11 protein-coding genes are annotated in these 13,523 nt (G+C 66.0%); 6 read left to right on the top strand and 5 right to left on the bottom strand.

Annotated elements, in window-relative coordinates:
• The first annotated feature begins 40 nt into the window (after window positions 1-40).
• The 6 genes from B043_RS0103230 (at window position 41) to B043_RS0103255 (ending at window position 9,066) form a co-directional block, all read left to right on the top strand.
• Window positions 41-1,285 carry a hypothetical protein gene (locus B043_RS0103230; RefSeq protein WP_018460929.1) on the top strand — a complete coding sequence of 415 codons (1,245 nt, stop codon included), beginning with the start codon at window positions 41-43 and terminating at the stop codon, window positions 1,283-1,285.
• 50 nt (window positions 1,286-1,335) lie between these two features.
• On the top strand, window positions 1,336-2,925 hold the full coding sequence (gene pckA, locus B043_RS0103235; RefSeq protein ID WP_018460930.1) for a phosphoenolpyruvate carboxykinase (ATP): 1,590 nt from the start codon (window positions 1,336-1,338) through the stop codon (window positions 2,923-2,925).
• A gap of 144 nt (window positions 2,926-3,069) precedes the next feature.
• Window positions 3,070-4,887, top strand: coding sequence for a heme o synthase (locus B043_RS0103240; RefSeq protein WP_026234107.1), 1,818 nt, complete (start codon window positions 3,070-3,072; stop codon window positions 4,885-4,887).
• 9 nt (window positions 4,888-4,896) lie between these two features.
• A complete protein-coding gene (gene coxB, locus B043_RS0103245) occupies window positions 4,897-5,910 on the top strand; it encodes a cytochrome c oxidase subunit II (RefSeq protein WP_016328324.1) in 1,014 nt (337 codons plus the stop codon).
• Between the two features lie 11 nt (window positions 5,911-5,921).
• Window positions 5,922-8,297: a cytochrome c oxidase subunit I gene (gene ctaD, locus B043_RS0103250; RefSeq protein ID WP_018460932.1), complete on the top strand. Its 2,376-nt coding sequence runs from the start codon at window positions 5,922-5,924 to the stop codon at window positions 8,295-8,297.
• Window positions 8,298-8,352: 55 nt separating this feature from the next.
• Window positions 8,353-9,066, top strand: coding sequence for a hypothetical protein (locus B043_RS0103255; RefSeq protein WP_018460933.1), 714 nt, complete (start codon window positions 8,353-8,355; stop codon window positions 9,064-9,066).
• 216 nt (window positions 9,067-9,282) lie between these two features.
• On the opposite strand, the gene B043_RS0103260 is transcribed toward B043_RS0103255, so the two are convergent.
• The 5 genes from B043_RS0103260 to B043_RS0103280 are packed head-to-tail and all read right to left on the bottom strand — an operon-like array spanning window position 9,283 to window position 13,432.
• On the bottom strand, window positions 9,283-9,624 hold the full coding sequence (locus B043_RS0103260) for a cytochrome C oxidase subunit IV family protein (protein WP_018460934.1): 342 nt from the start codon (window positions 9,622-9,624) through the stop codon (window positions 9,283-9,285).
• 11 nt (window positions 9,625-9,635) lie between these two features.
• Window positions 9,636-10,298, bottom strand: coding sequence for a cytochrome c oxidase subunit 3 (locus B043_RS0103265; RefSeq protein WP_018460935.1), 663 nt, complete (start codon window positions 10,296-10,298; stop codon window positions 9,636-9,638).
• A 9-nt stretch (window positions 10,299-10,307) separates the two neighbouring features.
• A complete protein-coding gene (locus B043_RS0103270) occupies window positions 10,308-10,889 on the bottom strand; it encodes a cytochrome c oxidase subunit 3 (protein ID WP_018460936.1) in 582 nt (193 codons plus the stop codon).
• Entirely contained in the window at window positions 10,882-12,624 is a 1,743-nt protein-coding gene (locus tag B043_RS0103275; protein ID WP_018460937.1) for a cytochrome c oxidase subunit I, read from the bottom strand. Before B043_RS0103275 ends, B043_RS0103270 begins: the two co-directional genes overlap by 8 nt.
• Window positions 12,625-12,637: 13 nt before the next feature.
• Window positions 12,638-13,432, bottom strand: coding sequence for a cytochrome c oxidase subunit II (locus tag B043_RS0103280; protein WP_018460938.1), 795 nt, complete (start codon window positions 13,430-13,432; stop codon window positions 12,638-12,640).
• Window positions 13,433-13,523: the final 91 nt, after the last annotated feature.

The raw sequence follows: 13,523 nt of genomic DNA on the forward strand, positions 1-13,523 counted from the left end.
AAGGGCCCGGATGGCCTGGCGGTGCTGGTAACATACCCCCATGCTGCGCCTGGACACCCGCTTCCTCCCGGGCTTCGGGGAGGCCCTCCGCCAAAACACCCCCCGCCTCCTCGAGGCCCGCTCCGCCCTCTTGGCCCGAAAAGGGGAGCCCGGGGCGATGCTCGGTTGGCTGGACCTCCCCGAGGACACGGAAACCCTAAGGCTCATCCGCCGCTACCGGGAGGCGAACCCCTGGGTGGAGGACTTCGTGCACATCGGGATCGGGGGAAGCGCCCTTGGCCCCAAGGCCCTGGAGGCCGCCTTCGGGGACGGGAGGGTGCGCTTCCACTTCGTGGACCACGTGGAGCCCGAGCCCCTACGGGCCCTCCTCGCCCGGCTGGACCCCGGGAAAACCCTGGTGAACGTGGTTTCCAAGTCCGGCGCCACCGCCGAGACCCTGGCCGCCTTCCTCCTCTTCCTCCGCTGGTTGGAGGAGGCCCTGGGAGAGGGGTGGCGCCGCCACGTGGCCGTGACCACCGATCCCCAGAAGGGCCCCTTGCGGGCCTTTGCCGAACGGGAGGGCCTTGCGAGCTTCCCCATCCCCGAGGAGGTGGGGGGGCGGTTCTCCGTCCTCTCCCCGGTGGGCCTCCTCCCCCTGGCCTTCGCCGGGGTGGACCTGGAGGCCCTCCTCGCGGGGGCCAGGAAGGCCAACGCCCAGGCCCAAGGGCCGCTGGAGGAGGCCCTTCCCCTCCACACCGCCCTCCTCCAGGACCTCCATAGGGAGCGGCCCATCAGCGTCTTCATGGTCTACTCGGAAAGGCTCAAGCACCTCCCCTTCTGGTTCGTCCAGCTCCACAGCGAGTCCCTGGGCAAGCGGGATCGGGAGGGGAGGAGGGTGGGCACCACCGCCCTTCCCGCCCTAGGCCCCCAGGACCAGCACGCCCAGGTGCAGCTTTTCCGGGAAGGCCCCCCGGACAAGCTCATCGCCCTGGTGATCCCGGAACACCCGGTGGAGGACCTGGAGATCCCCAAGGCGGAGGGCCTCGAGGCCGCGGCCTACCTCCAGGGCAAGACCTTCCACCGCCTCCTCAGGGCCGAGGCCGAGGCCACCTACCAGGCCCTGGCCGAGGCCGACCAGCGGGTCTACGCCCTGTACCTGGAACGGGTGGACCCCTACGGGGTGGGCTGGCTCCTCCAGCACCTCATGTGGCAGACCGCCCTCCTGGGGGAGCTTTGGGGGGTGAACGCCTTTGACCAGCCGGGGGTGGAGCTGGGCAAGGCCCTGACCCGGGCCCTCCTGGGCTAAATGGAAGCGTGGAAATAAGTTTGTGATACCTTAAACATAAGGAGGCTGGCATGGAGCGCCTGGAGCCCCTTGGTATATATCCAAAAAAGCAGGTTTTTTGGAACACGGTTTCCCCCATCCTGGTGGAGCACACCCTGGCCCGGGGGGAGGGGGTTTTGGCCCACAAGGGATCCTTGGTGGTGGACACCACCCCCTACACGGGCAGAAGCCCCAAGGACAAGTTCGTGGTGAAAGACCCCGAGGTGGAGGGGGAGATCTGGTGGGGGGAGGTGAACCAGCCCTTCCCCCCCGAGGCCTTTGAGGCCCTCTACGCCCGGGCCACCGCCTACCTTTCCGAGCGGGACCTCTACGTCCAGGACCTCTACGCGGGGGCCGACCGGCGCCACCGCCTGGCGGTACGGGTGGTGACGGAAAGCCCCTGGCACGCCCTCTTCGCCCGCAACATGTTCATCCTCCCCCGCCGCTTCCCCGAGGACGACGAGGTGGAGCGCTTCACCCCCGGCTTCACCGTGGTCCACGCCCCCTACTTCCTGGCCGACCCCGAGCGGGACGGCACCCGGAGCGAGGTCTTCGTGGGCATCAGCTTCCGGAAGCGGGTGGTTCTCATCGTGGGCACCCGCTACGCGGGGGAGATCAAGAAGAGCATCTTCACCGTGATGAACTACCTCATGCCCAAGAAGGGCGTCTTCCCCATGCACGCCTCCGCCAACGTGGGCAAGGAGGGGGACGTGGCGGTCTTCTTCGGGCTTTCCGGCACCGGCAAGACCACCCTCTCCACCGACCCCGAACGCCCCCTCATCGGGGACGACGAGCACGGCTGGAGCGAGGAAGGGGTCTTCAACTTCGAGGGGGGGTGCTACGCCAAGGTCATCCGCCTCTCCCCCGAGTACGAGCCCCTTATCTACAAGGCCTCCAACCAGTTTGAGGCCATCCTGGAGAACGTGGTGCTGAACCCGGAAAGCCGCCGGGTGGAGTGGGACGACGATTCCAAGACGGAAAACACCCGCGCCTCCTACCCCATCGCCCACCTGGAGAACGTGGTGGAGTCCGGGGTGGCGGGCCACCCCAAGGCCATCTTCTTCCTCTCCGCGGACGCCTACGGGGTCCTCCCCCCCATCGCCCGGCTTTCCCCCGAAGAGGCCATGTACTACTTCATCTCCGGCTACACCGCCCGGGTGGCGGGCACCGAGCGGGGGGTGACGGAGCCCAAGGCCACCTTCTCCGCCTGCTTCGGGGCCCCCTTCCTCCCCCTCCACCCTGGGGTCTACGCGGAGATGCTGGGGGAGAAGCTCCGCCGCCACCGCCCCCGGGTCTACCTGGTGAACACCGGCTGGACCGGGGGGCCCTACGGGGTGGGCCGCCGCTTCCCCCTGCCCGTGACCCGGGCCCTCCTCCGGGCCGCCCTCTCCGGGGTCCTGGAGGGGGTGCCCTACCGGAAGGACCCGGTGTTCGGCTTTGAGGTGCCCCTCGAGGTCCCCGGGGTGCCCGCCGAGCTTCTGGACCCCAGGGCCACCTGGGCCGACCCCGAGGCCTACGACCGGCAGGCCCGGAAGCTCGCCCACCTTTTCCAGGAAAACTTCGCCAAGTACGCGGACGGGGTGCCGGAGGCGGTGCGGAAGGCGGGGCCAAAGGTGGAGTAGGCCAGGCCACCCCTTGCCAAATAGGGGCAAGGGGTATTAGGCTTCCCCCTGGGTGGCCTACGTGATAGGGACAAATGTACTTGCCCCCCAGAGCCGCCCCTTTGGCAGAATGGTAGGTACTGCCGTGGCGGGGGATGGGATCCTATGAGAAACCGCGCGATGGTACCTTACGCCTGGGGTGTGCTGGTCTGGAACGTTCTGGTGGCCCTCTTCGGGGCCTACGTGCGGGCCACCGGGGCGGGGGCCGGGTGCGGCGCCCACTGGCCCACCTGCAACGGGGCCATCATCCCCCGCGCGCCCCAGGTGGAAACCCTCATCGAGTTCACCCACCGGGCCACCTCCGGCCTGGCCTTCCTTTCCGTCTTGGCCCTTTTCCTCCTGGCCCTAAGGGCGTTGCCCAAAGGCCACCCGGCCCGCTTCGGGGCGGGGCTTTCCCTCCTTTTCATGGTCACGGAAAGCCTGGTGGGGGCCTCCCTGGTCCTCTTCGGCTGGACCGCTCATAACGTGAGCGCGGAGAGGGCCGTGGTCCAGATGGTCCACCTGGCCAACACCTACTTCCTCCTGGCCGCCTTGGCCCTCACCGCCTGGTGGGCCTCCGGGGGGGCCCCCTTGCGCCTTAGGGGGCAGGGGGCGGTGGGGGGTGCCCTTCTTCTTGGCTTCCTGGCCCTCCTCTTCCTGGGGATGAGCGGGGCGGTGACCGCCCTGGGGGACCTCCTCTTCCCGGTGCGGAGCACCCTCGAGGCCCTGGAGCGCTCCCTCACCCCCGGGGAGCACTTCCTGGTGCGCCTCCGGGTCCTCCACCCCCTGATCGCGGTGAGCGTGGGGCTTTACGTGGTCTTCGCCGGGTACCTGGTGGCCTACCTCCGGCCCTCCCCCCTCACCCGCACCCTGGCCCACGCCCTGGCCTACCTCTACGGGGTCCAGCTCCTGGCGGGCCTGGTGAACGTCTGGCTGAAGGCCCCGGTCTGGATGCAGCTCCTCCACCTCCTCCTGGCCTACGGGGTCTGGCTCCTCTTCCTCTTCCTGTCCGCGGCCGCCTTGGCCCAGGGGGCCCGGCGGGTGGAGCTCGGGGAGGGGGGCGGCGAGGTCCACCGGGGCACGGGGGGGGCCACCTGGAAGGACTACCTGGCCCTCACCAAGCCCCGGGTCATCAGCCTCCTCCTCTTCACCGCCCTCTTTGCCACCCTCATCGCCGCCCGGGGCTGGCCTGGGCTCAAGCTCTTCCTGGTGGTGGCCCTCGGGGGGTACATGATGGCGGGGGCGGCCAACGCCATCAACATGGTGGTGGACCGGGACATCGATGCCCGGATGAAGCGGACCTCGAGGCGGCCCACGGTCACCCAGAGGATCTCCAGCCGGGATGCCCTCCTCTTCGCCTTCTCCCTGGCCCTTCTCGCCTTCCTCATCCTCTGGTGGGGGGCGAACCTCCTTTCGGCCACCCTGGCCCTCATGGGGCTCATCTGGTACGTCCTGGTCTACACCCTCTACCTCAAGCGCCGCACCTGGCACAACATCGTCATCGGGGGGGCCGCGGGGGCCTTCCCGCCTCTTGTGGGCTACGCCGCGGTGACGGGGGACCTTAACCTCTTCGCCTGGTACCTCTTCGCCCTCATCTTCTTCTGGACCCCCGTGCACTTCTGGGCCCTGGCCCTCATGATCCAGGACGACTACCGGGCGGTGGGGGTGCCCATGCTCCCCGTGGTCTTAGGGGAAAGGGTCACGGTGCTCCAGATCGCCCTCTACGCGGTCCTCACGGCCCTCATCTCCCTGATGCCCCTTCTCCTGGGGGAGCTTGGCCCCACCTACCTGGCCTTCAGCCTTATCCTTAACGGGTTGCTTATCCTTAAGAGCCTGGCCCTCTACCGCCACCCCGAGCGAAAGGCGGCGGTTTCCCTGTATAAATACTCCATGCTCTATCTCGCCCTCTTGTTCGTGGGCATGGCGGTGGATCGGGCGCTATAGGGAGGGAAGATGAGAGGAACGCTTGCGGTCATCGGTCTTTGGGGTCTGGCCCTGGCCCAGGAGGCCCACCGGGTGGCCATCACCCACCCCACCTCTCCCATAAACCGGGAGACCAACGGGCTTCTCCTATGGGTCCTGGCCTTTTCCGTGCTGATCTTCGGGGTGGTGGCGGGGTCTTTGGCCTACATCACCCTAAAGTTCCGGGCCAGGCCCGGCCAGACGGGGGAGCCGCCCCAGGTGCACGGGAACGACCGCCTGGAGGTGGTTTGGACCCTCATCCCCTTGGCCATCATCCTGGTTCTCTTTGGCCTCACCGCCCGGGCCCTCATCCTGGTCAACAAACCCATCCCCGGGGCCCTGAAGGTGGAGGTCACGGGCTACCAGTTCTGGTGGGACTTCCACTACGCGGACCTGGGCTTCAGGAACTCCAACGAGCTCATCCTCCCCGCGGGGGTCCCCGTAACCCTGGAGGTCACCTCCAAGGACGTGATCCACTCCTTCTGGGTGCCGGGCCTTGTGGGCAAGCGGGACGCCATTCCGGGACAAAAGACTCTTATCCATTTCACACCCGAGACCCCGGGCAACTACTACGGCTTCTGCGCGGAGCTCTGCGGGCCGAGCCACGCCCGCATGCTCTTTAGGGTCCTGGTGGTCCCCAAGGAGGAGTTTGAGCGCTTCGTGGAGGCCGCCAAGGCCTACACCCCCCCGGTGGCCGACGCCCAGGGGCAGCAGGTCTTCCAGCAGAACTGCATGGCCTGCCACGCCGTCCAGGGGCAGATGCCCCCCGCGGTCATCGGGCCGGAGCTGGGCTTTATGGGCAACCGGGTGAGCCTGGGGGCGGGCATCGTGGAGAACACCCCGGAGAACCTGAAGGCCTGGATCCGGGACCCCGCGTCCATGAAGCCGGGGGTGAAGATGCCCGGCTTCCCCCAGCTTTCCGAGGAGGACCTGGACGCCCTGGTCCGCTACCTGGAGGGGCTTAAGGTGGAGGGCCTGGACCTGAAGGCCCTGCCCAAGTTCTAGGAGGGGTTGAGATGGCCATCAGCGCACGTCCCAAGAGCACGGTGTGGGCGGTCCTCTGGGACCTCCTCACCACGGTAGACCACAAGAAGATCGGCCTCCTCTACACGGCCACGGCCTTCTTCGCCTTCGCCCTGGCGGGGGTCTTCTCCCTCCTCATCAGGGCCCAGCTGGCCGTGCCCAACGCCGGCCTCCTCACGGGGGAGCAGTACAACCAGATCCTCACCCTTCACGGGGCCACCATGCTCTTCTTCTTCATCATCCAGGCCGGCCTCACGGGCTTCGGCAACTTCGTGGTGCCCCTCATGCTGGGGGCCCGGGACGTGGCCCTGCCCCGGGTGAACGCCTTCAGCTACTGGGCCTTCCTGGGGGCCATCCTCCTGGCCCTCATGAGCTTCTTCTTCCCCGGCGGGGCCCCCGCGGTGGGCTGGACCTTCTACTACCCCTTCTCCGTGCAGTCGGGTAGCGGGGTGGACTTCTACATGGCCGCCATCCTGCTCCTGGGCTTTTCCAGCCTCTTGGGCAACGCCAACTTCATCGCCACCATCTACAACCTGCGGGCCCAGGGGATGAGCATGTGGAAGATGCCCATGTACGTGTGGAGCGTCTTCGCCGCCAGCGTCCTCAACCTCTTTAGCCTCGCCGGGCTCACCTCGGCGACCCTCCTTGTCCTTTTGGAGAGGAAGATCGGCCTCTCCTGGTTCAACCCGGAGATCGGGGGGGACCCCGTCCTCTTCCAGCAGTTCTTCTGGTTCTACTCCCACCCCACGGTGTACGTGATGCTTTTGCCCTACCTGGGGATCCTCGCTGAGGTGGCCTCCACCTTTGCCCGCAAGCCCCTCTTCGGCTACAAGCAGATGGTCTGGGCCCAGATGGGCATCGTGGTCCTGGGGACCATGGTCTGGGCCCACCACATGTTCGCCGTGGGGGAGTCCACCGTCTTCCAGATCGCCTTCGCCTTCTTTACCGCCCTCATCGCCGTGCCCACGGGGGTTAAGCTCTTCAACCTCATCGGCACCCTCTGGGGCGGCCACCTCCAGATGAAGACCCCCCTCTACTGGGTGCTGGGCTTCATCTTCAACTTCCTCCTGGGGGGGATCACCGGGGTCATGCTCTCCATGACCCCCCTGGACTACCAGTTCCACGATTCCTACTTCGTGGTGGCCCACTTCCACAACGTCCTTATGGCGGGCTCCGCTTTTGGGGCCTTCGCCGGGCTTTACTACTGGTGGCCCAAGATGACCGGGCGCATGTACGACGAGCGCCTGGGCCGCCTCCACTTCTGGCTCTTCCTGGTGGGCTATTTGGTCACCTTCCTCCCCCAGTACGCCCTGGGCTTCCTGGGCATGCCCCGGCGCTACTACACCTACAACGCGGACATCGCCGGGTGGCCTGAGCTGAACTTCATCTCCACCGTGGGCGCCTTCATCCTGGGCCTTGGGGGGCTGGTGTGGGTCTACAACATGTGGAAGAGCCTCCGCTCCGGGGAGAAGGCCCCCGCCAACCCCTGGGGCGGGTACACCCTGGAGTGGCTTACGGACTCCCCGCCCAAGGCCCACAACTTTGACGTGGCCCTGCCCAAGGAGTTCCCTTCCGAAAGGCCCCTTTACGACTGGGCCAAGAAGGGGGTGGAGCTCAAAGCGGAAGACCCCAGCCACATCCACCTGCCCAATAGCTCCTTCTGGCCCTTCTACTCCGCGGCCACCCTCTTCGCCTTCTTCGTTTCCGTGGCCGCCCTTCCGGTGCCCAACGTCTGGATGTGGCTTTTTCTCGCCCTCTTCGCCTACGGTCTCATCCGCTGGGCCCTGGAGGACGAGTACAGCCACCCCGTGGAGCACCACACCCTTTCCGGCAAGTCCAACGCCTGGATGGGGATGGCCTGGTTCATCGTCTCGGAAGTGGGCCTCTTCGCCATCCTCATCGCGGGCTACCTCTACCTGCGCCTCACGGGGGCGGCCACCCCTCCTGAGGAGCGGCCCGCCCTCTGGCTTGCCCTCCTCAACACCTTCTTCCTGGTGAGCTCCTCCTTCACCGTGCACTTTGCCCACCACGACCTCCGCCGGGGCCGCTTCAACCCCTTCCGCTTCGGCCTCCTCATCACCATCCTCCTGGGCGTGCTCTTCTTCCTCTTCCAGGCCTGGGAGTTCTACCAGTTCCACCACCACTCCAGCTGGCAGGAGAACCTCTGGACCGCGGCCTTCTTCACCATCGTGGGCCTCCACGGCCTGCACGTGGTCATTGGGGGTTTCGGCCTCATCCTGGCCTACCTGCAAGCCTTAAGGGGGAAGATCACCCTGCACAACCACGGCACCCTCGAGGCCGCCAGCATGTACTGGCACCTGGTGGATGCGGTCTGGCTTTTCATCGTCACCATCTTCTACATCTGGTAGGGCCTCGCTTCTCGGCCCCCCACCCGCGGGTGGGGGGTTTGCTATTTCTTGAGGTATGCGCCTTCTGGTGGTGGACTTTGACTACTTTTTCCCCGTGCCTCAAAGGCGGGAAGACCCCCTGGCCCCCCTCTTTGCCTGGGCCCACTTTGAAACCCCCTACCACCTGGGGGAGGCGTGGGAGGGGCGGGCGTTGGCCTTTCTCCTGCGGGGGATTCCCCTTCCGGAGGCCCGGGGGTGGGAGGGGTTTTGGGATAGGTTTTCCTTTGCTCCGGGGGCGCGCCTTTTCTACGCGGACTCCAACGCCCTGGCCTTCCACCCCCGGGTGCGGGAGGGGGTGGAGGAGGTGGTCCTCTTTGACGCCCACCACGACGCGGGCTACCGCCCCTTGGGGGAGGAACCCGCCTGCGACGACTGGATGGTCTTCTACGCCCGGCAAGGGGTGGCGCTTAAGGTCTTCTACCCCCCCTGGCGGGACCCCGCCCAGGAGCCCGAGTCCCAGGTGCCCCTGGAGCGGGCCCTGGACCCCGGGGGGAAGGTGGAGGGGGTGTTCCACCGGGCCTTCCTCTGCCGCAGCGGGGCCTGGGTCCCGCCTTGGGCGGACGGGGCCTTCTTCCGCTTTCTGGAGGCGGCTCCTCTCTCCAAGGAGGCCCTGGAACCCCTTTCGCCCCGCCCTTTTGACCTTAAAGCCCTGAAGCGGCGCGTGGAAGGGGAGGCCCTAGGCCTTTGGATCCTGGAAGCCCTTAGGGGTCATGGACCCAGGCCCCGTTGACCCCTCCCGCTTTCAGGGCCTGTGCGGCAGCCGCCGCCTCCAGGGCCCTTAGGGGTGCGGCCCGCATGCTTTCCCAGGTACCACGCGAGGGCCCCCACCAGGAGGTAGGGCAGGGGAACGAGAAGGGCCACCCCGATCCAGCCCGGCCCGCCCCCCGTGTGGGCCGGCAGGCCGCACCAGGCCCCGGGCAGGGAGAGGTCCTGGGCTAGAGCCAGGCTAGCGGCCCAGGAGAAGCCTACGAACTTCGGCCACATACTGCCCTTCAGGAAGGAGGATGGCCACGAGGGCCAGAAGGAGGAGCGGCGGAAGGAGGACGGCGTAGACGAGCCCCACTCGTTCAAAGCGGAGGTGCATGAAGTAGGCCACGATAAGCCCCGCTTTAAGGAAGGCAAAAGCGGCGATGAGAAACCGCCTCAGGGCCAAGGGGTGGACCTCAAAGTAGTCCAGAAGGTAGGAAAGGGCGCTCAGAACGAAGAGGAGGCCCCAGACGAGGAGGTAGACCCCGATGGGCTGGTGCTGCTCGCCCCGGTGGGTCAGGTTTTCCGAACCGTGTTCCATGCCAACCTCCCTCAGAAGAGGTAGAAGAAGGCGAAGATGAAAACCCAGACCAGGTCCACAAAGTGCCAGTAAAGCCCGGCCACTTCCACCCCCACGTAGCTCCCCGTCCGGTCGTAGATGCCCTGGAGGACGCGGATGGCCACCGCGGCAAGGTAGATGGCCCCTATGGTCACGTGCAAGCCGTGAAAGCCCGTGATGGTAAAGAAGGCCGCCCCAAACTGGGGGGCCCCCATGGGGTTGCCCCAGGGCCGGAAGCCCAAATCGCGGATGAGATGGATCCACTCGTAGGCCTGCATGCTCACGAAGGTGAGGCCGAGGAGGACGGTCAGGCTCAGGAAAAAGGCGGTGTAGGGCCGGTTTTTGTTGTAGGCGTGGTACACGGCAATGGCCATGGTGCCGCTGGAGCTGATGAGGACCACGGTCATGATGGCGATGAGGAGGAGGGGGATCTCCCTCTCCCCCAGGTGGAGGGCGAAGACCTTAGCGGGTTCGGGCCAGGGCTCAGTGGCGGCTAGGCGGGCCGCGGCGTAGCCCGCCAGGAAAGAGCCGAAGATGAAGCTGTCGGAAACCAGGAAGATCCACATCATGGCCTTAGCCCAGACCACGCGGAAAGCCTGAAGGTCGGCTCCCCAGTCCTGGGCTAGGCTGCGGAAGAGGCCGATGGGTCCTTGCATACCTCCCTCCTAACTCCAAAGCAACAGGGTGAGGAGAACAAGCCAAACGCCAAAGAGGTAGTGCCAGTAAAGGGCGGTGAACCGGAGAAGGACAGGCTCGCGCCGCCCCAGGGCTACTCCTAGGGCAACCGTCCCCCCAAGGAGGTGGAGGCCATGGAGCCCGGTGGCCAGATAGAAAAAGGCCCCCGCTGGGCTTTCGGCCGGGGCATAGCCTAGGCTGAGGAGGAGCTGCCAGGCCCCAAGTTGCCCCAGAATAAAGGCGAACCCTAGGCCAAGGCCGCTATAGGCCCAGCCCTCCCCCAGGGCCCAGCCGAGCTGGGCCCGCCTCGAGGCCCCTTCCAGGGCCCAAGAGGCCAGGCCGAGGAGGAGGGTGTTGAGGAAAAGGAGGGGGGGTTTGGGCAGGCTCTGCCAATCCGGGAAGCCCATCCGCACCAGGTAGGCGCTGAGGAGGGCGGCGAAGAGGCTGGTCACCACCCCCAGGAGAACGAGAAGCCCCACAAGACCCGTGGGTAAGAGGAAGCGCTCCCCACCTTCCCCCCCACCTCCGAGGTCCTTTGGGGGAGTGGGGGGAGGTTCGATCAACCTAGGCATCTTCTCCCTCCTCAGCCCCCCCGCTCAGAACGGGCGGGGCGTTTTGGGGAATGAAGTCGGCCTCGTGGTCTGGAGGGCTGTACTCGTAGGGCCAGCGGTAGACCACCGGGGGGGGCTCAGGGCCCCAGTTGCCATGGGGAGGCGGGGAGGGGGTTTGCCACTCCAGGGTGGCCGCCCCCCAGGGGTTGTCCGGGGCCTTGGTCCCCCGGAAGTAGGAGTAGACCAGATTGAAGCCAAAGAGAAGCTGAGCCACGCCCACCAAGAGGGCTATGGCGGTGATGAACTCGTTCAGCATGTGGGCCGAGGGGGGTACGAAGTTCAGGCCCTCGAGGGTGGCGTAGCGCCTCGGTACCCCCATGAGGCCCAGGAAGTGCATGGGGAAAAAGATGAGGAAGGTGCCCACGAAGGTGGCCCAGAAGTGGATCCGCCCCAGGGTTTCATTCAGCATCCGGCCCGTGGCCTTGGGGTACCAGTGGTAGATCCCTCCAAAGATGGCCATAATGGCCGCCACCCCCATGACCATGTGGAAGTGGGCCACCACGAAGTAGGTGTCCTGGAGGGGGAAGTCCACGATCGCGTTACCCAGGAGGAGTCCTGTAAGACCCCCCACCACGAAGGTGTTGAGGAAGCCTATGGCGAAGAGCATGGGCACCGTGAGGCGGATCCGCCCTTTGTAGAGGGTGAGGAGCCAGTTGTAGGTCTTGATGGCCGAGGGGATGGCCACGATCAGGGTGGTGATGGCGAAGAAGAAGCCCAGGTAAGGGTTCATTCCGCTGGTGTACATGTGGTGGGCCCAGACCACGAAGGAGAGGGCGGCGATGGCCACCAGGGAAAGGACCATCATCCGGTAGCCGAAGATGGGCTTGCGGGCATGAACGGAAACCAGCTCGGAGATGATCCCCATAGCGGGCAGGATGACGATGTAGACTTCGGGGTGGCCGAAGTACCAGAAGAGGTGTTGCCAAAGAAGGGGGCTTCCCCCTTCATAGGGCAAGCGTTGCCCGAACTGGAGGAGGGCGGGCATGAAGAAGCTCGTGTGTAGGGTGCGGTCCAGGAGCATCATCACGCACCCTACGAAAAGAGCAGGGAAGGCGAGAAGGGCCATGACGGAGGCGATGAAGATGCCCCAGACCGCAAGGGGCATGCGCATAAGGGTCATGCCCCTGGTCCTGAGCTGAAGGACGGTGGTCACGTAGTTCAGGCCGCCCATGGTGGCGGCGGCGATGAAGAGAAGCAAGGAAACCAGCATGAGGACGATCCCCCAATCGTACCCTGGGGTGCCCCGGGTGATGGCCTGGGGGGGGTAGAGGGTCCAGCCCGCCCCTGTGGGCCCTCCAGGGACGAAGAAGGAAGCAAGGAGCACCAGGACGGAGAGCAGGTAAACCCAGTAGGAGAGCATGTTGACAAAGGGATAGGCCATGTCCCGGGCCCCCAGCATGAGGGGGATCAGGTAGTTGCCGAAGCCCCCCAGGAGAAGGGCGGTGAGGAGGTAGATGACCATGATCATCCCGTGGAGGGTCATGGCTTGGTAGTACTGCCCGGCGTCCAGGGTCCCCGGGAAGGCCAGTTCCAGGCGCATGGCCCAGGAGAGGGCCATGCCAAGGGCCCCCACCAGGAGGGCCGTAACCATGTACTGGATGGCGATGACCTTATGGTCTTGGCTGAAGACGTAACGGGTCCAAAAGCTCCTGGGTTCGGGGCCGATCCGGTGGTCGTGGTAGCTCTTGTGTTCCATCCCACACCTTCCTTTACTGGCCCATCAGCTGGGCCACGGTGGGTTGGGCCTCGAGCCAAGCGGCGAAGGCCTCGGGGGGTTCTACCTGGACCTGGCCCACCATTCGGGAATGCCCGAGGCCGCAGTATTCAGCGCAGAGGACCTGGAAGGAACCCGGCCTCGTGGGGGTGAACCAGATCCGGGTCACCATCCCGGGGACGGCGTCCATCTTTACCCGGAACTCGGGGACGTAGAAGTTATGGATCGCATCGTTGGCCCTTAAAAGGAGGAGGACGGGCTGGTTCAGGGGAAGGTGGAGGGGGCCTCCGAGGACCACCACGTCGTCCAAGGCTGCCGGATCCCTGGGATCTACACCGAAGGGGTTGGCGGGGGAAGCCAAACGAGCCTCCCCCCGGCCCAGGCGCCCGTCGGGGCCGGGGTACCGGTAGGCCCAGATCCACTGCTGGCCCAGGACCTCTACCTGGAGGGCGGACCTAGGTGGAGCCACCAGCTGGGCGTAGTAGTAGAGCCCCGGGGCGAGGAGGAGGACGATGCCCAGGGTGGTGAGGGTGATAAGGCCGCCCTCGAGGCGGCGATCGTCCGTAAGGTAGGCCGCTCGGCCTGGGGCACGTTGGGCGAGAACGTAGGCCAAGAAGAGGTTGATTCCCAGGTAGGCCAGGCCGGTTACGGCGAGGGAAAAGACGATAAGCCTGTCCAAGGCGCCCCAGTTGGAGGCTAGGGGGGTGAACCACCAGGGCCGAAAAAGGGCTAGCCCCATGGCCGCCAACACCATGAGGACGAGGGCCAAAGCCAAGGCCAACTTGTGCATAAGCCCTCCCTTTAATACCCCCTGTGCTCTTGAGGGAGGATTATACACCCTGGACAAGCCGCGGGGCTTCCCCTATAATCACAAAGGCTTT

It is taken from the genome of Thermus oshimai DSM 12092 (assembly GCF_000373145.1).
Lineage (GTDB): Bacteria > Deinococcota > Deinococci > Deinococcales > Thermaceae > Thermus > Thermus oshimai.